General features: G+C 43.8%; 24 protein-coding genes. 14 read left to right on the top strand and 10 right to left on the bottom strand.

Translation table 11 applies throughout. The features are described from left to right. Window positions 1-396: 396 nt before the first annotated feature. Window positions 397-591, bottom strand: a complete 195-nt coding sequence (locus F6J90_RS28605; RefSeq protein WP_293101481.1) for a hypothetical protein — start codon at window positions 589-591, stop codon at window positions 397-399. Between F6J90_RS28605 and F6J90_RS28610 the strand changes: the two genes are divergently transcribed. Beyond that, a complete protein-coding gene (locus F6J90_RS28610; protein WP_293101484.1) occupies window positions 590-1,024 on the top strand; it encodes a helix-turn-helix domain-containing protein in 435 nt (144 codons plus the stop codon). The genes F6J90_RS28605 and F6J90_RS28610 overlap by 2 nt on opposite strands. Here F6J90_RS28610 and F6J90_RS28615 read toward each other — a convergent pair. The 6 genes from F6J90_RS28615 to F6J90_RS28640 all read right to left on the bottom strand — a co-directional run bounded on the left by F6J90_RS28615 (window position 1,002) and on the right by F6J90_RS28640 (window position 4,736). Then, window positions 1,002-1,304, bottom strand: a complete 303-nt coding sequence (locus tag F6J90_RS28615) for a hypothetical protein (RefSeq protein WP_293101487.1) — start codon at window positions 1,302-1,304, stop codon at window positions 1,002-1,004. The two genes, F6J90_RS28610 and F6J90_RS28615, sit on opposite strands and share 23 nt — an antisense overlap. 77 nt (window positions 1,305-1,381) lie before the next feature. Next, entirely contained in the window at window positions 1,382-1,963 is a 582-nt protein-coding gene (locus tag F6J90_RS28620; protein WP_293101490.1) for a Uma2 family endonuclease, read from the bottom strand. Window positions 1,964-2,079: 116 nt separating this feature from the next. Beyond that, window positions 2,080-2,655 carry a Uma2 family endonuclease gene (locus F6J90_RS28625; protein ID WP_293101493.1) on the bottom strand — a complete coding sequence of 192 codons (576 nt, stop codon included), beginning with the start codon at window positions 2,653-2,655 and terminating at the stop codon, window positions 2,080-2,082. A gap of 6 nt (window positions 2,656-2,661) precedes the next feature. After that, window positions 2,662-3,015, bottom strand: coding sequence for an SOS response-associated peptidase (locus F6J90_RS28630; protein ID WP_293101495.1), 354 nt, complete (start codon window positions 3,013-3,015; stop codon window positions 2,662-2,664). A 269-nt stretch (window positions 3,016-3,284) separates the two neighbouring features. Beyond that, window positions 3,285-4,154 carry an RRXRR domain-containing protein gene (locus F6J90_RS28635; protein WP_366513903.1) on the bottom strand — a complete coding sequence of 290 codons (870 nt, stop codon included), beginning with the start codon at window positions 4,152-4,154 and terminating at the stop codon, window positions 3,285-3,287. Between the two features lie 159 nt (window positions 4,155-4,313). After that, the gene (locus tag F6J90_RS28640) at window positions 4,314-4,736 is read right to left on the bottom strand and encodes an SOS response-associated peptidase (protein ID WP_293101498.1); all 423 of its coding nucleotides are present in this window, start codon (window positions 4,734-4,736) and stop codon (window positions 4,314-4,316) included. Between the two features lie 199 nt (window positions 4,737-4,935). Here F6J90_RS28640 and F6J90_RS28645 point away from each other — a divergent pair, with 199 nt between their 5' ends. After that, a complete protein-coding gene (locus F6J90_RS28645; RefSeq protein ID WP_293101501.1) occupies window positions 4,936-5,121 on the top strand; it encodes a hypothetical protein in 186 nt (61 codons plus the stop codon). Here the strand turns inward: F6J90_RS28645 and apcB are convergent. Beyond that, a complete protein-coding gene (apcB, locus tag F6J90_RS28650) occupies window positions 5,102-5,611 on the bottom strand; it encodes an allophycocyanin subunit beta (protein ID WP_293101504.1) in 510 nt (169 codons plus the stop codon). The two genes, F6J90_RS28645 and apcB, sit on opposite strands and share 20 nt — an antisense overlap. An 847-nt stretch (window positions 5,612-6,458) precedes the next feature. On the opposite strand from apcB, the gene glnA reads away from it, so the two are divergent. From glnA to F6J90_RS28670, 4 genes are all read left to right on the top strand, one after another. Beyond that, window positions 6,459-7,880: a type I glutamate--ammonia ligase gene (glnA, locus tag F6J90_RS28655; protein ID WP_293101507.1), complete on the top strand. Its 1,422-nt coding sequence runs from the start codon at window positions 6,459-6,461 to the stop codon at window positions 7,878-7,880. Between the two features lie 352 nt (window positions 7,881-8,232). Beyond that, the gene (locus F6J90_RS28660) at window positions 8,233-9,132 is read left to right on the top strand and encodes a ferritin-like domain-containing protein (RefSeq protein ID WP_293101510.1); all 900 of its coding nucleotides are present in this window, start codon (window positions 8,233-8,235) and stop codon (window positions 9,130-9,132) included. A gap of 262 nt (window positions 9,133-9,394) precedes the next feature. After that, window positions 9,395-9,898 carry a YbjN domain-containing protein gene (locus F6J90_RS28665; RefSeq protein ID WP_070396130.1) on the top strand — a complete coding sequence of 168 codons (504 nt, stop codon included), beginning with the start codon at window positions 9,395-9,397 and terminating at the stop codon, window positions 9,896-9,898. 92 nt (window positions 9,899-9,990) lie between these two features. After that, the gene (locus tag F6J90_RS28670) at window positions 9,991-10,803 is read left to right on the top strand and encodes a lipoate--protein ligase family protein (RefSeq protein WP_293101513.1); all 813 of its coding nucleotides are present in this window, start codon (window positions 9,991-9,993) and stop codon (window positions 10,801-10,803) included. A gap of 191 nt (window positions 10,804-10,994) precedes the next feature. Here the strand turns inward: F6J90_RS28670 and F6J90_RS28675 are convergent, their stop codons facing one another. Next, complete coding sequence (locus F6J90_RS28675; RefSeq protein ID WP_293101516.1) at window positions 10,995-11,237, bottom strand: hypothetical protein; 243 nt, start codon at window positions 11,235-11,237, stop codon at window positions 10,995-10,997. 350 nt (window positions 11,238-11,587) lie between these two features. On the opposite strand from F6J90_RS28675, the gene F6J90_RS28680 reads away from it, so the two are divergent. From F6J90_RS28680 to F6J90_RS28690, 3 genes are all read left to right on the top strand, one after another. Beyond that, a complete protein-coding gene (locus F6J90_RS28680) occupies window positions 11,588-12,895 on the top strand; it encodes a response regulator (RefSeq protein ID WP_293101519.1) in 1,308 nt (435 codons plus the stop codon). A gap of 267 nt (window positions 12,896-13,162) precedes the next feature. Then, window positions 13,163-14,419, top strand: a complete 1,257-nt coding sequence (locus F6J90_RS28685; protein ID WP_293101522.1) for an ATP-binding protein — start codon at window positions 13,163-13,165, stop codon at window positions 14,417-14,419. A gap of 16 nt (window positions 14,420-14,435) precedes the next feature. Next, complete coding sequence (locus F6J90_RS28690; protein WP_293101525.1) at window positions 14,436-14,579, top strand: hypothetical protein; 144 nt, start codon at window positions 14,436-14,438, stop codon at window positions 14,577-14,579. 229 nt (window positions 14,580-14,808) lie between these two features. Here F6J90_RS28690 and proS read toward each other — a convergent pair whose 3' ends face one another. After that, window positions 14,809-16,620 (bottom strand): proline--tRNA ligase, encoded by a 1,812-nt coding sequence (proS, locus tag F6J90_RS28695; protein WP_293101528.1) that lies wholly within the window; start codon window positions 16,618-16,620, stop codon window positions 14,809-14,811. Window positions 16,621-17,737: 1,117 nt separating this feature from the next. On the opposite strand from proS, the gene F6J90_RS28700 reads away from it, so the two are divergent. From F6J90_RS28700 to F6J90_RS28720, 5 genes are all read left to right on the top strand, one after another. Continuing rightward, window positions 17,738-18,379, top strand: coding sequence for a hypothetical protein (locus F6J90_RS28700; protein ID WP_293089230.1), 642 nt, complete (start codon window positions 17,738-17,740; stop codon window positions 18,377-18,379). A gap of 91 nt (window positions 18,380-18,470) precedes the next feature. Beyond that, the gene (locus F6J90_RS28705; protein WP_293101532.1) at window positions 18,471-19,307 is read left to right on the top strand and encodes a pentapeptide repeat-containing protein; all 837 of its coding nucleotides are present in this window, start codon (window positions 18,471-18,473) and stop codon (window positions 19,305-19,307) included. 358 nt (window positions 19,308-19,665) lie between these two features. Further along, window positions 19,666-20,631: a CHAD domain-containing protein gene (locus F6J90_RS28710; protein WP_293101535.1), complete on the top strand. Its 966-nt coding sequence runs from the start codon at window positions 19,666-19,668 to the stop codon at window positions 20,629-20,631. Window positions 20,632-21,459: 828 nt separating this feature from the next. After that, on the top strand, window positions 21,460-21,930 hold the full coding sequence (gene aroQ / locus F6J90_RS28715; RefSeq protein WP_293101538.1) for a type II 3-dehydroquinate dehydratase: 471 nt from the start codon (window positions 21,460-21,462) through the stop codon (window positions 21,928-21,930). A gap of 86 nt (window positions 21,931-22,016) precedes the next feature. Then, window positions 22,017-22,976, top strand: coding sequence for an ADP-ribosylglycohydrolase family protein (locus F6J90_RS28720; RefSeq protein ID WP_293101541.1), 960 nt, complete (start codon window positions 22,017-22,019; stop codon window positions 22,974-22,976). Window positions 22,977-23,372 lie beyond the last annotated feature (396 nt).

A 23,372-nucleotide genomic window follows, 5' to 3' on the forward strand; every position in this document is an offset into this window, starting at 1 on the left:
TCAGCTTAAGCGCTACGCGCACGCTACGCGAACAGCATTCAGCATTCAGCATTCAGCTTATGTGCTACGCACACGCTACTTGAGGTGCTATCAGTCGTTGGCCAACGGCTGACGGCTGACGGCTGACGGCTGACGGCTGACGCCTGAATGCTTACGTGTGGGGATAGGGTGGAGACGGGAGATCTAAGAAGTAGTTTTCGATAATTTGCTATAGTTAAAGATATTTTTGCTCATTTTTATCCTACTTTATGCACAGAGATCAGAAATTTTGCTAAACCATTATTACTAGATTCAACACTTAATCTTTAATACTTAGTACTTAATCTTTAATACTTAATACTTAATGCTTAATGCTTAATACTTAATACTTAATACTTAATACTTAATGCTTAATCCTTAATACTTAATCTTTAATAATCTCTGTTCCCTGTTCCCTGTTCCCTGTTCCCTGTTCCCTGTTCCCTGTTCCCTGTTCCCTGTTCCCTGTTCCCTGTTCCCTGTTCCCTGTTCCCTATAAAACTTGGCAATTGCTCTCATTGTATGGTATATTTCCGAATAAATCAATAGCGCTATAGTAAGTTGTCCGATCATGATAGATACCACCCAAGCCGCCTATCTCCTAGGTATTTGTCCTCAACGAGTTCGCCAACTCCTTAAAGAGGGCAGAATTCAAGGAGCCGAAAAAGTGGGTCGCTTTTGGCGGATTCCCCTATATAACGGTATGCCCAAGATAATTCCCGGTAGCCGTGGACCACAAGGCTCCTGGAGAAAACAGCCAAGCAAATCCCTAACTCACATCTACCTCAACGAGGAAGTACTTCAAAAGAATCAACAAAACCATACAACAGACCCAGTGATTACAGTTAAACGGGGTAATCGCGATATCAACTGTCATTATGTAGAAATCAGCGGGCCATCCCGGTTAGTCTATCGACCCGAGTCTCCCAAGAATGGTGGTGCCACCCTTTGGATAGAGGTTGAACCGAATGTGGAGGTTGTAACTAAGGTTTTTGGTCAGTATTAACATTTTCAGAATTAAGCTCAACCACTTCTAGGCTGTATCCTCTTTGCTTAGCAATCCGCTTAGCTTTGGCTTGGGCTTGACTGGAGGAATCAAATTTGAGTGCTCCCCCTGGATGAGGACACCAATTTAACCGTTCCATACCACCTAATAACTCTAATGAGGCTAGGTAATTAGAGGTGTTGGATTCAAATAATACGTACCTAGCTCGGGATGAAGTCCTGTTAGTAACATCGTGAGATTCTTGGCGACGTTGTTTTTTTAGTTTTGATGCACGACCCATAGCAGACCTCTAAAAAACTAGTGTTGAATTTTTAAAAAATTATCATTGGGGAAGTGATTATTGACGCAACCACAATCCTAGGTTGACCAAAGATAGTGCAAATCCAAGACAAACCCAGGCAAAACCTCCTCCCCTGATAAAGTCTTAGGAGACTCCAACACCTCCACCACTTGTCCTGGTCGATAAATTTCCACTTGCCGTGCTTGAGGATTAATTAACCAGCCCAGACGTACCCCATTTTTTAGATATTCCTCCATCTTGGCTTGAGTCACCGTTAACCGATCAGTTGGAGACATTAATTCTAGCACAAAATCCGGGCAAATCGGTGGAAACTTCTGGCGTTGCTCTGGTTTAAGTGAATCCCAGCGTTGTTGTTTAATCCACGCTACATCCGGAGAACGATCAGCACCATTAGGGAGTTTGAAGCATGTGGAGGAATCAAAAACTTTACCTAGCTTAGTTCGTCGATTCCAGATCACAAAATCAGCATTTATTTCTGAATTACGGTTACCAGTTTCTCCGCCAGTAGGTGACATGATAATCAATTCTCCCTTGGCATTGCGCTCAAATTTAATCTCCGGGTTATTTCGACATAACTGATAAAATTGGTCATCGGTGATTTCAATAATAGAGTTGAAACTTACTGTAAAAGCAGTCATGGTATTTTTGGGTAATTATCTAACAGCTTTAACCGCAAATATTGCTCACGTCTTGCTTACTAAAAAAAAGGGATGCTCTGAAAGAGCCGCTACGGGAACACACAATAATCCTAGGCTTACCAAAGATAGTGTAAATCCAGGACAAACCCCGGCAAAACTTCCTCCCCTGATAAAGTCTTAGGAGAGTTTAACACCTCCACCACTTGTCCTGGTCGATAAATTTCCACTTGCCGTGCTTGAGGATTGATTAACCAGCCCAGACGTACCCCATTTTTTAAATATTCCTCCATCTTGGCTTGAGTCACCGTTAACCTATCACTTGGAGACATTAGTTCTAGCACAAAATCCGGGCAAATCGGTGGAAACTTCTGGCGTTGCTCTGGTTTAAGTGAATCCCAGCGTTCTTGTTTAATCCACGCTACATCCGGAGAACGGTCAGCACCATTAGGGAGTTTAAAGCATGTCGAAGAGTCAAAACAAACCCCTAATTTAGCTTGTCGATTCCAAATACCTAAATCAATGATTATTTCAGCATTATGGTTACCAGTTTCTCCCCCAGTAGGTGACATAATAATCAGTTCTCCCTTGGCATTGCGCTCAAATTTAATCTCCGGGTTATTTCGACATAACTGATAAAATTGGTCATCGGTCAGTTCAATAATAGAGTTGAAACTTACTGTAAAAGCAGTCATGGTGATTTAAAATGTAGAATGGTAGTGACTATTGGACTTATTATTAATTTCCACAGGGATGATACACTCAGGACTATTATTTCTGACATTATTCACAGTAGTGCTAACGGGATAAACACTCATCTTCTGGGCATCATAGGGAATCAGTAGTGGCTGCAATAGCTCCTGTTGACTTACCTGATGATGCAGCCATAAATAATAATCACTAGGTTCTAATATCACTGGCATCCGATCATGGATCGGACTGATAATGTCATTAGCTACTGTGGTTATAATTGTACAAGAAGCAATTATCTCACCCGCTGGATTTTTCCAACGTTCCCAAAGGCCTGCAAAAGCAAACGGACGCTTATCTTTCATCAATTATTCGCGGCTGGATACCCCATCCTTCTTAAGGTGGGTAGGAAAGCCGCGCCTCTAATTATTGGTTGACAATTAAGGCCGTTGAACGTTTTAAAAGCCGGACTTTCCGGGCTGTGAACTGTCCGATTCTTTTCCAGTTGATATCGCTAACGGAAACCTGTTTTACTGTCTCGCCGCTAACCCACCCACGGTAGGTTTTCCCGGCTTTAACAGCCTCAACGTAGTCTCCTTTACGAAAACCATGACTAGTGGTGGTTCCTCCGTATTTACGTCGTCTTCCACATGCACGAAAATTGCAACAGATGTAATTGACGACGACTTATAGGAGCACGTCTAATCACAAATAACAAAGCGTTAGTTATATTGCAGTTTTCTGGAACACTCAATTTGCCTTTGTTGTGATAGTAATTCTTGCGACGGAAGAAATGAGTAGCAGCTAAAGCTATCCCATCTACCGCATGAGTGTTGAGTGACTGCCGACTTTTATCGGTTTTGTCCTTGACCAGTCCTAGAGCTTCTCTTTTTAGGGCAGTCTCCCAGCCTTGTTTCTGAGTCACTGGGGCTATTTTTTCTAGCTGAGATATTGACCAGTATTGGCCTACCATTACAGGGGAAAAACCTTTGTCTCCTCTAGCCTTGACTACCTCATAGACAATAGCTTTTACTGGGTATAAAAGGCTAAGCTCTTTGGCCACCCTTTGCTCTAACTGGCGATTTGCTCGAATTGAAGGAGGTACCTTTTTGTTTACTCTGTTTGAGAATCGCTTTTGTCTATGAGACCTTTGAGAGTAAGGTACCCTGCGATCTATTCGACGACTTCTGCGAGTTTTTCGCATCATTCGTCTAGTATCCATGCGTTTGCGAACCTTCTTGTATGGCAAAACTAAATGTCCCGTCCAAAGAGTGGCTTTGTTTGACTGAACAGCAATGCCAGAAAACATCTTTCCAGGGTCAATACCAACAGCAATGTCCTGGACTTGTTCTCCAGACGGTTGGTTAACTAATTGAACAGCAAAAACATTTAGATCGTTTGGGTAAACAACGGCAAGACCTTGATTAAGCCAACGACGAGCACGAGAAGCTTTTGTGGGCATCAATGGCTTGCCATCAGGTGAAATAACTGGAACTCGTAACATGGTGATAAACCTCACGAGAAAAGTATTTGGGCACTTGACCCGTCCCCTGGACCACCGAATTTAAGATGTCCTGTCTAACAGCGACTGACAACACAGTCTTGAAGAGACTTGAACTGGGGAAGCATCCAAGCGTTCGTTCCAAAATTCGGCTCAAATGGTCTAGTCAAACACGCATAATTGGTTGTTTATGCAAGCCCCATCCCTCAACAGGGTGGGGTTATTGACCTGGAAATACAACGGTTGCTTCTTGCCATCCTTTCGTCGCCACTCATAAAAACCATCCGCTACAATCAAGCAACGCCGACGACGGAATGCACTGCGAAATGCTGGCTTTTCTGCTACCGTTTCTGCTCTAGCATTAATCAGTTTTGCCCCAATTTTAAGATCCTTTGCCCAACTAGGAATCAAACCCCAACGTAACAATTGCCATTGTCGCTCAGTCTCAGTTGAGGGGTTTAATACTGTTGCCACCAGCTGAGTAGGGGCAATATTGTACCTAGCCTCCTGGGTTGGCACATCATCTAAATTAAAAGCTCGCGCTAGGCTTACCCCTATAGTTGTCAGGGTGAATCTACCACACATACTGGCTGGACGTGATTTAGTATTTATGTACTATTTTAAAAGCCAGTTATCCGTCCTGAGTGGTAAAAACCAGCAAGCCTGTATTAAGCGTTCGCGTAGCGTGGCCTACGGCCAATCGCATTTCAATCATTTGTGGCGGTCGGCTCTAGAAGGTTTGCTAGTTTCCTCCCTTCCTGGAGCAGCGTTCAAGTAATAGACCTTGACAAAATTAGCAATTAAATCAGCAATTACCCGATTCCCGATTCCCGATTCCCGATTCCCGATTCCCGATTCCCGATTCCCGATTCCCTACGGGCAGCGCGATAGTACGGGCAACCAGTCCAGTTACCCGTACAACCGTCAACTGTCAACCAAGCATCAATGCCTTAAACATCTGTTTCGCTAAACTCACGATTCATGTGGTCAAAGGGCTGATCAACAAATCCGATATTCCCAATACCAGCTTCTGTTGCCATTGCTTTGACCATATCTTTCATAATCTCAATCCCACGAACCGTTGGAGCGATTGGCACACCTAGGGAGTTATAGGTTTCCCGCAACCCTTGTAGAACCCGCTCATCTAGGACATTGGTATCACCAGCAACTAGGGCATAACTAGCATAGCGCAGGTAATAATCCAGATCTCGTAAACAAGCAGCATAACGACGAGTGGTATAAGAATTGCCACCTGGACGCAACAGTTCAGGAACTTCCTCATACAGTTGTGCTGATGCTTGCTTGACAATAGAAGCAGCATTGCCATTGATTAAAGTAGCTACAGCCACCCGAGCGGTGCCAGTTTCAAAGTAAGACTTAAGTGAATCGATGGCATCCCGATCTAGGTAGCGACCTGAGCTATCATAATTCCTAATCAAGTTTGTGACTAGATCCCTCATTAAATTATTCTCCCAACAACAATCTTGATAATTTTGATTTACTATTGGTGTCTTCCCTAGATTTAGGGCGAGAACTCAACAGATACATAGCGCTACACTATGCACTCCACAGGAGTTAAACAGCAAGTTGAATGTGTGCTCAACTCCAGACGCTATAATTGCCTGGAGCTAAGCGTATACATATCTTTCATCACTAGATTGTACCCTGTTGCTTGTTGCTTTCATCCTGAATCCTCCTATAGGATTGGGGGTTGCCCACCATAGATAGGACCATTAAGTTGAGCAAGACACTCCCAGAGGGGGGAAACAGGGAAATTAGAACCGACCGACCAAATGCACTCACTAATCTCATTGCCCATATAGATAGTAGATGTATGTAGGCAAAACCTGCGACTAACCAGAGCCTAGTTTTGCCATTCGCTCCCTTGTTGAGTAGACAAAGACCTTCTCTTGAGCCTTTGTGGGAGCCTGTTTGGCAACCTGACTGAGTCTATAACTCGAAAATTTAATTTTTTATTCATATGAGATCCGATCATCTTAGGACATTCTGTATTGTTAGATACATAATGTCCTACTTTCTATCCCTAGGATGAGTCAGGAATCAGGGAACTACAACTTTTCACTGTTCAAGGGAAAAGCCAATCAAGATGCTTTTAAGGAAATCGTGCTGCTTGCACCACTCAAAAAAAAGGATCTCCCCGCGAATAACTGACTCGGATGCTTACCCAGTCAGTCCTCGGTTTGGGAAAGCTTCAGTGTCGCCAATTTTGGTAGAGTCACTGACTCAAGTAATTTTCTAAAATTGTTTCTTTGTAAACAAACGTAAAGCTGTTCAAAGGAGTCATTCATGCCTGAAACCCCACAAGAAGTCTTGAAAATGATTCAAGACGAAGACATAAAAATCATCGACCTTAAATTCATTGATATGCCAGGGATCTGGCAGCACTGCTCGTTCTACCAAGACCAAATAGAAGAGAGTTCCTTTGAGGATGGAGTTCCCTTCGATGGTTCAAGTATTCGGGGTTGGAAAGCAATCAACGAATCTGACATGGCAATGGTTCCTGATCCCAAAACAGCTTGGATCGACCCATTCATGAAAGAAAAAACCCTGAGCATGACGTGCAGCATTAAGGAACCGCGTACTGGGGAATGGTACAGCCGCGATCCTCGCAGCATTGCTCAGAAAGCCCTTGACTATCTGATTAGCAGTGGCATTGGGGATACCGCCTTCTTTGGTCCAGAAGCTGAATTCTTTGTGTTTGATGATGTTCGCTTTGACCAAACTGAGAGCCAGTGCTACTACTATGTAGACAGCGTTGAGGGTCGTTGGAATTCTGGTCGAGAAGAAGCAGGTGGTAACCTGGGATATAAGCCTCGCTATAAAGAAGGTTATTTCCCTGTCTCCCCCACGGACACCCTGCAAGACATGCGTACCGAAATGCTGCTCACCATGGCAGAATGCGGTGTACCGATTGAAAAGCACCACCACGAGGTGGCTACAGGTGGACAGAACGAGTTGGGTTTCCGCTTTGGCACCCTAATTGATGCAGCTGACAATCTGATGATTTACAAGTATGTCATCAAAAATGTTGCCAAGAAGTATGGCAAAACTGTCACCTTCATGCCCAAACCAATATTTAACGACAATGGTTCCGGGATGCATACCCACCAATCGATCTGGAAGGATGGGGAACCCTTGTTCTGGGGTGATGGTTACGCCAATCTAAGTACCCTCGCGCTCAATTACATTGGTGGTTTACTCAAGCACGCACCGGCTCTTTTAGCATTTACCAACCCCAGCACCAACTCCTACAAGCGTCTGGTACCTGGGTTTGAAGCGCCCGTGAACTTAGCTTACTCCCAAGGTAACCGTTCAGCTTCGATCCGCATTCCTCTATCTGGCCCCAATCCTAAAGCCAAACGGTTAGAGTTCCGTTGCCCTGATGCCACCTGTAACCCCTATCTCGCCTTCGCCGCCATGCTCTGTGCTGGTATTGATGGCATCAAGAACCAGATTGAACCCGGTGATTCTCTAGATGTGGATATTTACGACCTCTCTCCAGAGGAATTGAGCAAAATTCCATCCACCCCCGGTTCTCTAGAAGATGCTCTCGAAGCTTTAGACAAGGATAGTTCCTTCTTGACTGAATCAGAAGTATTCACCCAAGACTTCATTACGAACTGGATTGAGTTCAAACTAGACAACGAAGTCAACCCCATGCGGTTGCGGCCTCATCCCTATGAGTTCGCACTCTACTACGATGTCTAATACTTTGTCAATGGTTAACTAAGACCATTAGCCATCCTTAAGGGTGGCTTCTTTATTTATTTGTAACTCTTTATTAATTAATATTTCATATCGCTCAGAAGTGACGAACACCTCGGACAAGATCTTTGCCGTTTTGAGTACCAAGATCTATAATGAAAGTAGTAGGGAAGAAAATTAAGAGCTAACCGCCACCTACTAATTAAAATAGAAATTTTTTGTATTGTTCCGGTGCGGAGGGGCATCCCGTATCGTTAATAAAGCTTGCCGAGTATCCGAACCGTTGGGTGGAGTTGGCAAGAAGCCCACACTGAACCGATAGGTCAGTGTGGGAATATGTCACCTAATAAAATCTATGACAGTTGCATATCCTCACAAATCAAACAACGGCATGGGTGCCCGTGAAATCCTGCCACATGTGGTACGCGATCGCAAACTTCACCTGGTCATGCTCAACCGCTATCGCTACAACGAACAACACAGTTGCCTAGATCTCACGGATTTGGTAGAAAAGCTGGATGGTCAGCCAAAAGAACTGGTGCGTGACCTATCTCATCACATTGCTGATGAAGCTCGTCATGCCATGTGGCTGACTGACCTACTCATGGAACTGGGGGCAGATATTGGTAAGCCCCCAGGAGTGTCCTACATCAACGAATTTGATCGACTCATCGACCAGGAAAGCTATAGACAACAAGGAAAGCTTGACGATGGACTGATCCATGGTTTGGCAGCGATTAATGTCACCGAAAAACGGGGATGTGAGTACTTCTCAGCTCACATCAAAGCATTGAACGACTCACCTAGAACTGAAGAAAATATTAAGATTCTCAAAACCATTGAACAGATTTTCCCAGAGGAAGTTGGTCATGTCCGTTGGGGGAATCGATGGTTGGCACAAATTGCCAAGAAAAGCCCAGAACATCGACAGAAGGTAGAACAGGCAAAGCGCCAGTATGTAGCCATAGAACAGGCGGCTTATGAATCTGGTATAGATCTGATGGCAGGTGCTGAACTACGCCGACTCAATAACTTGCTGGAGGTTGCCAATACTTTGCCAGTGTGGGAACGTCCTCAGTACCTGATCGAGCGCTTACCCCAAACCTTGCTAGCCCCTGAACTGCAAATGACCAGGATTCAGGTAGCACAAAAGGCTTGGCAGCAAGATCCACAAGGGTTTATCGAAAAATTTGTGCCAATGTTTTTGAAGGGTCTCAATCAGGTATCGAAAAATCAGCAAAAAGCTGTCTCCTAGAAAATTGGTCAAGTAATCAGAAGCTGTTGAATGGCATTTGTTAGTGTTTCAGTATCTCAAAGGTAAAATCTAAGAAAAGGGTTCAAGGCAACAGGTTAAGGCAAAATCATTTTTTCCCCTTGACCCTTTCCTTTTTACCTGTCTCACCTAATTGCACGTCTCGACCCTTGATTTAAGAAAAGTAATCAACGTGTCAACAAGGGTAGCTACAGGTGATACTGGGTCTTAGGCAAACCCCAAGACCAGCACAGAGAAATAGATTATGACAAACCCACAGCCGAATCCTGACACTCTATCTAGTCAAGACTTGTCAATGGCAGAAATCGTTGCCAGTGAGTTCAACCAGACTATGACTGCCGTTAACTATGTCGAAAACATTGAAACGGTCATCTCCAGCCTGGAACAAAACAATAGCGCTATGGTAAGCCACAGTGAAGAAGGCTACTTGTGGAAGTTTCAGTACGGTAGCGTGGAAGTATTCGTTCAGCTCACTGGTTCCACAGATGATGACACCTTTACAGCTTGGTCTTCTGTGATGCATCTACCTGCCAAGGACGAGGCAACATTGATGCGCAAGCTCCTGGAAATGAACTGGTATGACACCTTTGAATCCCGCTTTGCTATTGTTGAGGATCAAGTTGTCGTGTTATCCACGCGAACTGTTGCTGAATTGTCCCCAGGAGAAATTTCTCGCGCCATTACCGTGGTAGCCACTATAGCCGATGACAATGATGACTTATTACAAGCTGAGTTTGGTGCGGCCTAGAATCTTCTGATTCAACTTGATGTTAGCACACAGGTGAAGGATAAAGCTTAAAACATACCAGTTAATCAATAGCGCGAACAAATCAGCCAACAATGGCATTGTTTAATACTTCAGACTTACCACTTGAGACTTCTGATAGTTCAGACTTACGACTTCAGAGTTCATCCTGGCGTTTAATTCCCTTACTACAGGCATCAGGGCGGCTTCAGATGGCCATTGACCAGTGGCTACTAGCCCAGCACCAACGGGGAAAACATCCCCCAGCATTGCGATTTTATACCTGGGCATCACCAACCATCTCTCTGGGCTACCATCAACGCCGTTGGCCTGAGTTCTGGGAACAACTCACTTGGGCATCACAACCAGTAGAGCTGGTAAGGCGTCCCAGTGGTGGTAGAGCTGTCCTACATCAGGGAGATTTGACCTATATGGTGGTTAATTCTGGGTTGACTGGTAAACGTCTTGATGCCTATCACCAAATTTGTGAGTTTTTGATTCAGGGGTGGCGCTCCCTTGGTGTAGAGTTGCACTATGGTTCAGCTCGACGGGGGTATATTCACAATCCCAACTGTTTCGGTACTGCTACTGGTGCCGATTTAGTGTTGGCAGATGGTTCTAAACTGATTGGTAGTGCTCAATTGCGCCGTGGTAATGTGATTTTGCAGCATGGCTCAATTCGCTTAGAACCAGATGCTGGACTGTATACTCAAGTATTTGGGGAAGCCCCCCCTCCCTTTCATCTACCCATGGCTCAACAGGGAGATGCCTTAATAAACATTGTGGTGGATGCCCTAACTCATGCTGCTGCTGATTGTTTTAGTGTGGAGTTGGTAGAGAAGCCTTTATCAAATCAGGAGTGGCAAGAAATTCTAGCTTTGGGAAATAGCCCATCAGAACAAATCTAGTTGAACACCCATAGTTAAGGCTGATGGGAAAGCAGACAAGGAGAGGTTTTTATCATGGGTAATAATCCAGAAATGATTCGGCAAAGCCGACGCTGCGCGAACAGGACTTAAGCAAAAGTAGGCAACAAACTCGCTTATATAGTAGCTTACCTTAATAACGCACGCTACAGGTAGAGTTACTCCCTCTGATATTAATCAACTAATTCTGATGGCGTTTCACCATCGACTTCCACTACCACTAATTGAGCTGAGTAGAACCATAAAATCTGGCCGAATCGATCACAGACCGCTACAACACGGAACTCTCCTTCTTCTTCATGGGGAAAAAGTTCACCCAAGAAACGACTTGGGCGTGATGACTTGTAAGCTCCGAATCCTGTACCGAGCCAAATATACTCCTGGCTCGTTTCTCGATGTTTGACAATAACTGCCATAAATACCGCCTCCTGTCAGTATTTTCCCTGAGGGTAAGTTCAAGGTAAGTTTATATAATCCTAAACAAGCACCTTTTTCAGGAATAGCTTCAAGTATGCAGCAGCACAGATTAATCAGGCTATCCATTTTTTGGTTCGGCTTAGGGTTTGCTAACTATAATAAGTTAAATCATTCATTTATCAAAATCAATCCATACTAACTAAATTTTATAGGATTATAACTCAAAACTATTTGTTTTATTTTAATAAATAAATTTATACTTATTATACTTAGACATGGTTAAGGGATGATAAATTATAGATATTTTACTTATGAGTAAATCAATTTGTGTTGATAGGACCCTGAACCAGTGACATACGATCAAGACAAAAATCTCATCTTAGTTGTAGATGATACACCCACCAATTTATCAGTCATATCCCAGGCTTTGCACAATGCTGGCTTTACGGTTGCTGTGGAAACAGATGGTGAAAGCGCGATTGAACAAGTTAACTATAATCAACCCGATCTAATTCTCTTGGACGTAATGATGCCAGGAATTGACGGATTTGAGACTTGCAAAAGACTAAAGGCAAACCCCTCAAATCGAGACATTCCGGTAATTTTCATGACCGCATTGACTGACACAGTTGATAAGGTCAAAGGTCTTTCCATCGGAGCCGTCGATTACATCACCAAACCGTTTCAACAAGACGAGGTATTGGCTAGAGTAAGGATACATCTACAACTAAGACATTTGACTAGAACCCTTGATGAGCAAAATGCCCGTTTGAAACAAGAAGTCGCGGAACGTGCGGCGGCGGAAACGAGGTTAAGTAAGACTTTCCAACAGCTTAAGGAAGCCCAAGAGCAAATTATTGCCACAGAGAAACTAGCATACCTCGGCACGTTAACTGCAGGGGTTGCCCATGAACTGAGGAATCCTCTGAACTTTGTCAACAATTATGCCGAAGGTTCGATGGAGTTAGCTGAGGAACTCATCGAAGAATTTAAAATACAATTAGAGCATATAGAAACAAGAACAGCTAGCTATATCAAAGACACCTTGACAGAACTGCGAGACAATTCTCTCGCTATCAAACGTCATGGTCAAAGAGCCGAGGGCATCATTCAAAGTATGATGCAGCATGCCCGAACTGACAGTACTCAACTCCAACTCACTGACCTCAATGCTGTATTAGCCCAAGCTATCCAGTTGGCTTATCACAGTGTTCGTGCCAAGAATCATCACTTCAATGTCACGATTAAAACTGACTATGATGATTCCATTGGTCAACTGGAGTTGGTGTCTAGTGATATTAGTCGTGCCTTCATTAACATTATCGAAAATGCTTGCTATGCCCTCCAGAGCAAGCAGAAGAATATCGGTGAACCATTTACCCCCATGCTTTGGGTGAAGACATTGCGCTTAAGTGACTCAGTAGAAATTCGGATTGGTGATAATGGTACTGGTATCCCGCCTGAAATTAAGGAGAAGATCTTCCATCCTTTCTTTACTACTAAACCTACGGGAGAAGGAACAGGCTTAGGATTATCCTTAACCTATGATATTATCATTGGACAGCATAGAGGAACACTAAATGTGGACACTGAATTGGGAGCTTATACCGAATTTATAATTTGCCTACCCTTCACGAATTTAGGCAGCAGCAATTGACACTACTTTGGTCATCATACATTCACAAACCAGCAAACATAATCAAATAACTTTACTAGTATAGACTGTTACTTTTTCAAGATTTAATGGGAATTATATAGATACCAGTATTTTTAGTAGTGTTCATAATAATAAACGTTTTTTTTGGTAATTGGTAATCGGTCATGGCTAATCACAATTACAAATTACTTATTACTTATTACTTATTTTACTGATTACCCATTACTAAATTACTAAGTGGTAATCCTCAAGGGGAGATAAAATTACATGACATATGCAAAAAAAATCATCCTTGTTGTGGATGATGAGTTGGAATTAGAACGTCTCATAAAACAGCGACTTAGAAAACGGATCAGAACTCAAGAGTTGGACTTTTTATTTGCTCATAATGGCTCTGAAGCGCTCGACATCCTAAAATCCTCAAAACGAATAGATCTGATCTTAACTGATATCAATATGCCTGAGATGGATGGTCTTACCTTGCTAGGGTTTATCCCTGAAGTTGACCCAACACTTAAAGCAGTGGTGGTATCAGCTTATGGGGATATGAAAAATATTAGAACAGCGATGAACCGTGGTGCTTTTGATTTTCTGACCAAACCAATAGATTTTCAGGATTTGGAAATTACCATCAATAAAACCCTAAAGTTTGTCGAGCAAGTTAGAGAACAACAACACCAAATCCGACAGGCTCATAAACAGCGTCAACTTTACTTGCAGGAGCTAATCAAAGCTAAAGAAATAGCTGAGAAAGCTAACTATGCTAAGAGCCAATTTATAGCGAACATGAGCCATGAGTTTCGCACGCCTCTAAATATCATTATTGGTAATAGTGAGTTATTGCAAGCTCGGGCTCAAAAGTCGGATCCAGAATACTTTATTCCCCGGCTAGAGAAGATTCAAAACTCTAGTTGGCATCTGCTGAATTTATTTAACGACATACTTGATCTATCGAAAATGGAAGTAGGTGAGCTAAAACTGCATCAAGAAAATACTGAGATATCCTCATTGATTGAAGAAGTGATAACCACTGTGCGTCCTTTATCAGAAAAGAACAACAATACCTTAGAAGTCATCTATTTGAACAACCCTGGCCGAATCCGTACTGACCCCACCAAAATGCGTCAAATCCTGCTTAACTTGCTCAACAACGCTTGTAAATTTACAGAGCAGGGAACTGTTACATTGATAGTCCACAAGAGTGATGGCACAGCAGAGATTGAGGATCAATTTAATTCACCATCTACAACTATTCCTGATATTGGTCAACACCAAAGAACTAAACCATCAATCACATTTCAAGTCAGTGACACGGGTATTGGCATCAGTCCAAAGCAACATTCCAAGATTTTTGAACCCTTCTCTCAGGTAGATGAGTCGGACACCCGCAAGTATAGTGGGGCTGGGTTGGGTTTAGCGATCGCGAAAAAGCTCTGTCATCTGATGGCGGGTCAGATAACTGTGGACAGTGAATTGGGTAAGGGAACGACCTTTACCGTTTCCCTACCCATAGAATTAGTTTAACAATCATTAATCATTAATGATTTTTACCCAATGGTTATCCTTGTATCCCTACACCGAATCCCCTTGGGCAAACAACTTTGGTCAAAAGGCCACGCTAAGCGAACAACCTGCAACCCTCAATCGTGACAGCTCCTACACTGACCCGTTGGGTTCAGTGTAGGCAACAAGCGCCAATCCGGCTATCGCTTAGGAGGCGCTGGGCTTTAAGAACGGACTGCCCTGCCGCTCTGTTTTCTTGGTCTTTTTTTTAAGACTGTTTTGCTGACAAACCAGCATTTTCGGCTTTGTTTACCAGTACTTATATTATAGCAATTCCATCCATACCCTGTGCAAAATTCATCCCACACCTAATGCGCAGCATTAGGTGTGGGATGAATTTTGCCGGACAGCTAAACCGTCCTTACAGCTGTATCAATCCACTGCTTCAGGGTGGGTAGCACTTCCTCAAGGGAGAGTTCTGTCGATTTGTGGGTAGCCCGTTCCACCACTTCCACTTTGCCATCTTTAAGCGATCGCCCAGTCACAATCCGGTAGGGAATCCCAATTAAATCAGCATCTTTGAACTTGACCCCAGCTCGTTCGTTGCGGTCATCAAGCAGGGTTTCGATACCTGCTTCATTGAGTTGAGTGTAGAGTTTTTCTGCTGCTGCCATCTGCTGGGTATCTCCCACATTGGGTATCGTGATAATCACATGGTAGGGTGCGATCGCAACTGGCCAGATAATCCCATCCTTGTCATAGGATTGCTCTACAGCTGCTTGAGCTAACCGAGATACTCCCACCCCATAACAGCCCATACATAAAGGAATTTCTTCCCCTTGCTCACTGGTGTAGGTAGCCCCCATCGCAGATGAGTATTTCCTCCCCAACTGGAAAATATGGCCAACTTCAATGCCGCGAGCGCTTTTTAGGGTTTGATTCGGGTCATGGATGGCGCGATCGCCTGGACTTGCCTTACGGACATCCACCACTAGCTTCGGTAACTGGAATTGCTCACCCCAATTGGCACCAACTACGTGATAGCCTGACTCATTAGAACCAGTAGTAAAGTTTTTCAGTTCCACTGCTGTTTGATCTACCAACCGCAAAAACTGAGGCGCAATATCTTTAGCTGGCTTGATGTAATCATCTGCCAAATCAGGTGCCATGTAGCCCAAAGGTAGAGGTTTCGATGCCCATTTTTCCTGGGTAGCCACCTCTGGTACCGTCAGGGCTAAAACCGTTGTGGCATCGTATTGGTCTGCCAATTTCACCAGTTCATTCTGTAACTTCACCTCATTTACATCTTGATCCCCCTGAATGCTCACCAAAACCAACACCGTCATCCCGTTGTCATAGACAATTTGGTAAAGAACATTTTTAACCACACTAGTGGCAGAGCACTTCAGGAATTGACATAGGGTGTCAATAGTTGAGGTGTTTGGAGTTTCTAGTTTTTCATAAGTGTTATAGGGTGAGGGTTCTAGGTCTGGTGGTAGGGAAACCGCTTTTTCCACATTGGCAGAATACTTGCCATCCTCCGTGTAGAGAATCTCGTCTTCCCCAGCATCAGCCAGAACCATAAATTCTTGAGAACCCGAACCCCCAATCGCCCCAGAGTCAGCCTCAACCGCTCTAAACTCCAAACCACTGCGGCTAAACATATTTCGATAGGCTTGATCCATCGCCTGATAAGTTTTTTTCAGGCTTTCTTCATTGGTATGGAAGGAGTATGCATCCTTCATAATGAATTCCCGTCCCCGCATCAGGCCAAATCGGGGGCGAATTTCATCTCGGAACTTAGTTTGAATTTGATACAGGTTTAGAGGTAATTGCCGATAGGAGCGAATCATGTCCTTAGCAACAGTAGTGATTACCTCTTCATGGGTTGGTCCAAGTCCCAATTCCCGCTTTTGTCGGTCAATCAGAGCAAACATAATGCCCTCAGCTTTGGTGTAGGTGTCCCAACGACCTGATTCTTTCCACAGCTCAGACGGTTGTAGCTGAGGCAGTAGACACTCTTGAGCACCTGTGGCATCCATTTCCTCCCGCACAATCTGAGAAACTTTTTTCAGGACACGCCACATCATCGGTAAATAGGCGTAGATGCCACTGCCAATACGTCGAATATAACCCGCACGGAGCAAAAGTTTATGGCTGGGGATTTCTGCTTCCACTGGGTCTTCCCGCAGTGTCACCAACAGCATCTCAGACAGTCGCATTACTTACTTCCTTTTTAGACCAAACTACCATTATCTCATCATTCGAAAACTTTCATCAACAGTGTGTCAGCCAGGATTGACAAACTCTTTGCACTCTGAGAAGGTATGTAAGCTTACCCCCGGCTGTTGGCGTAGCCTGCCGCTAGGCATAGCACGGGTGCTTTCGCCCAGACTTCAGAACGTTGGTTTTCAGTAGCCCTAGCATACTTAACGCGCCTAGACTCCAAATTAATCGAATCTAAGGGTTAAGCGCTGAACCTCCAGGCTGGCTTACTCTACAGACAAATCCGCAGCTTCTACAACCGAGTCAATTCTCGGACAGCCCCAATACTTCGATTTGCGCATCACTCGCCGATACTAACCTACTGAACTAGCTGTTACTCCGAAGTTAAGAGTGCCTTGTCTATTTCGGTCTTTATTCATTATAGCTGATGGCGCGTCAAGCCGCTATTACGCTTCCTCCCTGCTTTAAAAAGACGGGGCTTCCGCGTTTTAGATTTTTGTGACTATAGGCTAATTTCTAGTTTAATTTAAATTAGCCTAATCGTGTTTATAGAAATTTTAGCTCGCGAAGCTCTACGTTTCCTTGGTTTCATTAGTAAACATATTACCATTGTACCTTTAATAAATGCTTGCATTGATGCTATTTAATTTACTTTAAATAGCTTTTTTTATATAAATTACTTAAAAATTTACCTAAAAAATAGCACAACGAATGCCAGACATAATTTGTATATATGCATAAAAAAATAACCACGAGTTATTTTTTTAATAAACAAATTTAAATAATTTTGTTTGAGCATCTAAAAGAACTTGTTATTGTTAAATGCCAAACTATTATAGACTTGACCATTGAAGACCTTTATTACTATAGCAACACAAAAATAATATCTTTCGTTGCTTGTCATAATTGCTGTTGATGTCTATGAACAAAAGCTCGAGCAACCCATCTGCCCCCCAGAGAATATACCCTAGATGAATTACTAGCCAATGAAGTCGAAATCAGTGAAGAGGTTCACTGGGGTAAACCAGAAGGTCGAGAGGTGTGGTAGGCTTCTGTGAGTGCGAATTACCTTTTGGACAACTTCTAGTCACCAAAAAAGGAACAGATTAAACTTTGGGTATTGAACTACGCAGTTACGTATACATAGACAGCTTGCAGCCTCAGCACGCCGCTTACATGGGAACAGTAGCGTTAGGATTTTTGCCCTTACCAGGAGATACCTCCCTTTGGATTGAAATCTCACCAGGTATTGAAATTAACCGGATTACCGATATTGCCCTCAAATCCACTGCCGTGCGTCCAGGAGTGCTGGTGGTCGAACGGCTTTACGGACTTCTAGAGGTGCATGCTAATAAACAAGGGGAAACCCGTACAGCTGGCAAAGCAATTTTAGACGCACTGGGCGTCCGGGAACAGGATCGGCTCAAACCTCGGGTCATTTCTAGCCAAATTATCCGTAACATTGATGCCCACCAGACCCAGTTAATTAATCGCACACGGCGCGGTCAAATGTTGCTAGCAGGGCAAACCCTGTATGTATTAGAAGTTGAGCCAGCTGCCTATGCTGCCCTAGCTGCTAATGAAGCAGAGAAATCCGCCTTAATTAACATCTTACAAATTAGTGCAGTGGGCAGCTTTGGACGCCTCTACCTAGGCGGAGAAGAACGGGATATATTAGCAGCGTCTCAGGCAGCGCTGACAGCTATTGAAAGCGTGAGTGGTCGTGAACATCCTGCTACCAAGCGCAAGGAATAGAAAGTAATTCTTCCTGAGCTGATCCCTTAATGTAGTGCCATTGAGTTAAAGTCTTTGTTGGCACCGCTACATAATGTGAAGGAGAACCTCAATGGCCAATCTAGAACATCTTGCTCTACTCAAACAAGATCCATTGAGATGGACAGAATGGAGAAAGACAAATCTAGATCTAGAACCAGACCTTAGCGAAGTTAACCTCAACGGGGCTAACTTTGAAAGGGTAAACTTAGCAGGAGCTAACCTGAGAAAGGCAAATCTGGGCAATATTAAACTCATTAGCGCTAACCTCAGCCAAGCTAACCTCAGTAATGCCAACCTCCAAGATGCTGAACTGATCAAAGCTAAACTGATCTCGGCAGAGCTAATTGGGACTAAACTTATAGCAGCTAACCTGATCAGGGCTGACCTAAATGGTGCCAATTTAATTGGAGCCGACTTGACCCTAGCTAACCTCATGGAAGCTGATTTGAGTAATGCTAACCTAATTGGCACTAGCTTGCTCAAAGCTAATCTCTCAGAAGCAGATTTAAGTGGGGCAAAGCTAAGACGGACTAACCTGGTTGAGGCTAACCTTATGGCTGCCAATCTCTGCCATGCTAATCTGAGCAATGCTAATCTTCATCAAGCTGAACTGCTTGGGGCTTACCTATACAAAGCTGAGTGTCCAGGGGCTAACCTAGCAGAAGCTCACCTGAGTGGAACCTATCTGTTTGGAGCTAACCTAGCAGAGGCAGACCTTTACGGGGTTGACATTAGATGGGCGAACCTTACCAAAGCTAATTTAAGCGGGTCTAACCTCACTACAGCTAAGCTGAGGGGCGCTAACCTCAGTAAAGCTAACTTAACTGGGGCTATTATCATTGAAGCTGAACTAAGTCAAGCTAAGCTAAGGGAAACAATTATGCCTGATGGAAGCACCCATCCTTAGATCATCACATCTGATCACAATAAATCAAACCTTTGATTAATCAGTTAGTGCTGCAAATATCATCCAACAGACACAATCGACCAGACACCGATGAGTCATGCCCAACCGCCCCTAGAATTTATCCGACAAGCTATACTTGACCTGACTCATGAGCTGCAAACCTCTATGCAAAGTCTGATCATAACTTGACAATATTCTCTGAATAAGTAATAATACAAAACATTATTTTTATCCTTAACGTAAAGTTAATCAAAGTGGGCTTTTGGTTAACTTTACGTTAAGCTTTGGACTCTGACTATCCTGAGTCTACTCAACCTCAATCTCAAGAGTCTGGCTTGCTAGAGGTCAGACTGGGACGATGAACAAACTAGTATTACCCCAAACCAAAACCATTGGAGAATGGAGTTATCTGGGAATTGAGAAACACTTCCAGAAAATGCTTAGTCACGAAGCCGCCGTTCTCCAAGATCGAGATCCAGAACAGCTGCACCAAATGCGTATCGGAATGCGGCGCTTGCGTACCGCCGTCACTAGTTTTACCCCTGCCTTAGACTTGCCCAAAGCAGCCTCTGAAAAACAGATTGGTAAGATTGCCCGTATTTTAGGGAGTCTTCGAGATCTAGATGTCCTCCAAGAAACCCTCCACAAAGGTTACCAACCCAAGTTACCCGCCAAAGAACGGAAAGCATTGAAGCAAGCCTACGTTTACTTGGAAAAAAAGCGGTGCAAAGCTTTAAAACAAGTTCGGGAAGCTCTGCAAGGTAAGCCACACCAAAAGCTTAAGCAAACCTTAAAACTGTGGCTAAAAAAACCCACCTATAAAGAAATGGCTCAGATGCCAGCCGCTGCGGTATTACCTGATTTCCTCTTACCGATTGTCAGCCGCCTGTTACTCCACCCCGCTTGGCTAGTGGGTGTTGATCTTAAGGATACTGGTAGCCAAACTCCCAAGCAGCTGAAACCAGCAGCAGTTGAGTCCCTCCTAGCCATTCGTGGGTCAGTGATTCACGATCTACGCAAGCAAGCCAAGCGGGTGCGTTACCAAATGAACCTATTTACTGAACTATATAGTCCTACCTATAAGGACTATGTGGAAGATATGAAGCAAATTCAAGGCATCTTAGGTGATATTCAGGACAGTATGGTTTTAGACGAATTCTTAAACTCTGTCTTTCACTCGGACCTAAAGCATAAGGCTCCCCAGTTGGCTGAGTTACTACAGGCCAACCGCTACAAATCATGGCAACAGTGGCAAACCTTACAACAGAATTATTTGAAGCCCGAAACCAGGCAAGCCTTTCGCCAAATATTACTGACTGATTGACACTCCCCCCCCTATAAGAGCGGGGATTCTTAGTTCTACGACATGCCTTAAAATTAGTTATCCTGAAATGCCTTACTTAAGCCAAATATCCGTCCATAAGAACCAAATATTGAGCCTAATTTAACTAACCCCAGTGGGCTTGTCTCCCTAAGCGTTGGGTCTCCCCCGTTCCCGTGTGCCCCACGGTACGTTTAGTTTTAAATTGTTACTTTACTGGTTTTCGGTATCCGGAAAGGATCCATGAGTTTTGGCGAGGTTTTTCGCTCCTCGTGTACTAGTATCGCAAAACGCTCGTTGTTTTTAAACCGGCAGTACCGACGAATCCTGCCTGTACTAGGCTACATTTTATTATATCACACAAAGCCGTCCTGGAAGGACGGGGCTTGAGACCCAAAATTTTTGGTCAGGCAACTGATAGGTCTGATGCTGGTGAGGGTATAAACACGGTTAATGTATCTTGGTTGAATGAATTGTATAAAATGTGCTAGCCTTAGTAACATAATAGATACAACACTTTGTTCTTTTTGCTTTCTCAGAGTCATGGTCAAGGCAAAAACCTTTAGGCAAGACTGATTCCCTTGCTGAGCTGCTCAAAAAGCAGTGATGGTTTTTAACCTGTTAGGGAACTGAAAGTGTAAAAGAAAAGATACAAGTGGTCTTATAGGAGCTTTTTGCTTGATGGACTATATAGAAAAGGTTTTGGAAAAAATTCAAGAATGGGCGCGCAAGCTTATTGAAGCGCTATTAGGTCCTGAGGCTCAGCCTGAACCAGAACCAATACCCATTCCTGTTAATGACCCAAGGTGTCGTCGGAATTAGATAGTTATTGTGTCCGGTGATTCTCGAAAACGTCTAAGTATCCTGGTTCTCCATGGTCCCAATCTTAATTTACTGGGACAGCGAGAACCAGGTATTTATGGATCTCTGACCTTGGATGAGATTAACTATCTCCTAGAGCAAGAAGGGCAAAGGCTTGAGGCAAGCGTGACAGCGTGCCAGTCTAATCATGAAGGTATCTTAGTCGATAGGATACATGGAGCTTTAGGACACCACGACGGGATTTTAATTAATGCTGGTGCTTATACCCATACCAGTGTGGCTATTCGAGATGCAATAGCTGCGGTAGCCTTGCCAACTGTAGAAGTTCATCTTAGCAACATCTATCAACGAGAAGCCTTTAGACATCATTCGTTCATGGCACCAGTGGTAGTCGGTCAGATTAGTGGTTTTGGAGCTAACAGCTATAGACTGGGGTTACAGGCTCTAGTTCTTACTTTGAGGAAATCGATTAGTAATTAAAATTAGAAAGGTGATGGGTGCTGCCTTGCGGGTTGAAAAAGGGAATTTAAAAGCACAGTAGATTTCTTGACAAAATCAAAATATGGATGCGGTACTCACTTTTGAACCGATTTAGAGGTGCCTTGTTAGGTAGCCTTGTGGGAGAAATCCTGGCTGGGAGTGGCTGCCAAAAGTTACGACCAGCTCAAGTAAGATTTCGACCGCTTTCCCTTGGGGATGCTGGTCTGAGTAAGACGATTTCCGATTGGAGCAAGATTGCTACTTGTGGTATTGAAAGTTTGATTCGCTGTGGCAACCTCGATTTAGGAGATTGGTTAGTGCACTGTCAAAAGGCTCAACCCTCTATCCTTTCATTAAAAGGGACTGCCAAGAGTAGCGAAGCAGCAGTGGCAACCTTACCAATAGCATTATTTTTTCATGAAGATGAAGTCAAGTTGCGCCAAAAACTGCTAGAGGCGGCAGCAATTTGGCAAAATGATTCTCAAAGGTTTGAGAGTGTCTTGACAATAGCAAGGGCTATCGCTGTTGCCCTTACCGAAAAACTTGACTGCCCTACCCTGATTTCCCGAATCATTGCCTACCTAGGGAACTATCAAAATCAAAATGCCTGGGTGCAACAATTGGAACAAGTACAAACTCTACTTGAGCTTGGGGCAAGTTTAGAACAAACTGTTATGCAGCTGCGTCGAGAGCAAAGGCGTAGAAATGAGTCTGAGGATGACTGCTCTTTATCGATTGCCTTAGCATTGTACTGTTTCCTAAACACCCCAGAAGATTTTCGTCTCTGTTTAACTCGTGCAGCTCTTACAGGCTATCAATCACAAACTACTGCTGCCTTAACAGGTGCTTTAGCTGGTGCCTATAACGGTATCATCGGTATTCCAGGGCCCTGGCTGGTGGCGCTTAACCTCAACAGTACTGGGGTTGACCAATGGCAATTAGCAGAGCAGTTGTTGGCAGTGTGGTCAGGTGTATATGATGTTTCAGCCATAGCTGAGTTTCAGAAGCTAGCTGTGGTAGCACCAAGGGTAATTGGATTGCGATAAGCTGTTAAATCAACGGATTGTCAAACCAAAAATTAAGCTCCACTTACAAGGGGCTGTAGCCTGGAACTTGATGCTACATAAAATTTTTCATGGTCTGTGTTGCACCCGTGGTGTTGAATTTGCTACCACAGCTATAGGTAAAACCAATATAAACCAGTTAAACTAAGATGATCTAAAAAAAACACTGGCTTCTGAGCCTTGTAAACTAAACATCAGTCAAGTCTGAGATTATATTCTGTTACTGACCCCGCAATAAAGGGTGCTTATGGGGTAAGACTTAAGCCTAAGTTTGACTAGACCGTTGAGCCTAATCCTGGTAAGAACTTCCAGCCACAAGCCCTAAGCTGGAGTATCTGCAAGACTGCTTACTTCAGTCGCGGTTAACGACCGGAATCA

Origin of the sequence: Moorena sp. SIOASIH, assembly GCF_010671925.1 — a bacterium.
GTDB lineage: Bacteria > Cyanobacteriota > Cyanobacteriia > Cyanobacteriales > Coleofasciculaceae > Moorena.

Excerpts from the sequence above, each read along its gene's own strand:
- F6J90_RS28610 (WP_293101484.1), top strand. The coding sequence starts at position 590 with ATGATAGATACCACCCAAGCCGCCTATCTCCTAGGTATTTGTCCTCAA.
- F6J90_RS28605 (WP_293101481.1), bottom strand. The coding sequence starts at position 591 with ATGATCGGACAACTTACTATAGCGCTATTGATTTATTCGGAAATATAC.
- F6J90_RS28615 (WP_293101487.1), bottom strand. The coding sequence starts at position 1,304 with ATGGGTCGTGCATCAAAACTAAAAAAACAACGTCGCCAAGAATCTCAC.
- F6J90_RS28620 (WP_293101490.1), bottom strand. The coding sequence starts at position 1,963 with ATGACTGCTTTTACAGTAAGTTTCAACTCTATTATTGAAATCACCGAT.
- F6J90_RS28625 (WP_293101493.1), bottom strand. The coding sequence starts at position 2,655 with ATGACTGCTTTTACAGTAAGTTTCAACTCTATTATTGAACTGACCGAT.
- F6J90_RS28630 (WP_293101495.1), bottom strand. The coding sequence starts at position 3,015 with ATGAAAGATAAGCGTCCGTTTGCTTTTGCAGGCCTTTGGGAACGTTGG.
- F6J90_RS28635 (WP_366513903.1), bottom strand. The coding sequence starts at position 4,154 with ATGTTACGAGTTCCAGTTATTTCACCTGATGGCAAGCCATTGATGCCC.
- F6J90_RS28640 (WP_293101498.1), bottom strand. The coding sequence starts at position 4,736 with ATGTGTGGTAGATTCACCCTGACAACTATAGGGGTAAGCCTAGCGCGA.
- apcB (WP_293101504.1), bottom strand. The coding sequence starts at position 5,611 with ATGAGGGATCTAGTCACAAACTTGATTAGGAATTATGATAGCTCAGGT.
- glnA (WP_293101507.1), top strand. The coding sequence starts at position 6,459 with ATGCCTGAAACCCCACAAGAAGTCTTGAAAATGATTCAAGACGAAGAC.
- F6J90_RS28660 (WP_293101510.1), top strand. The coding sequence starts at position 8,233 with ATGACAGTTGCATATCCTCACAAATCAAACAACGGCATGGGTGCCCGT.
- F6J90_RS28665 (WP_070396130.1), top strand. The coding sequence starts at position 9,395 with ATGACAAACCCACAGCCGAATCCTGACACTCTATCTAGTCAAGACTTG.
- F6J90_RS28670 (WP_293101513.1), top strand. The coding sequence starts at position 9,991 with ATGGCATTGTTTAATACTTCAGACTTACCACTTGAGACTTCTGATAGT.
- F6J90_RS28675 (WP_293101516.1), bottom strand. The coding sequence starts at position 11,237 with ATGGCAGTTATTGTCAAACATCGAGAAACGAGCCAGGAGTATATTTGG.
- F6J90_RS28685 (WP_293101522.1), top strand. The coding sequence starts at position 13,163 with ATGACATATGCAAAAAAAATCATCCTTGTTGTGGATGATGAGTTGGAA.
- F6J90_RS28690 (WP_293101525.1), top strand. The coding sequence starts at position 14,436 with ATGATTTTTACCCAATGGTTATCCTTGTATCCCTACACCGAATCCCCT.
- proS (WP_293101528.1), bottom strand. The coding sequence starts at position 16,620 with ATGCGACTGTCTGAGATGCTGTTGGTGACACTGCGGGAAGACCCAGTG.
- F6J90_RS28705 (WP_293101532.1), top strand. The coding sequence starts at position 18,471 with ATGGCCAATCTAGAACATCTTGCTCTACTCAAACAAGATCCATTGAGA.
- F6J90_RS28710 (WP_293101535.1), top strand. The coding sequence starts at position 19,666 with ATGAACAAACTAGTATTACCCCAAACCAAAACCATTGGAGAATGGAGT.
- F6J90_RS28720 (WP_293101541.1), top strand. The coding sequence starts at position 22,017 with ATGCGGTACTCACTTTTGAACCGATTTAGAGGTGCCTTGTTAGGTAGC.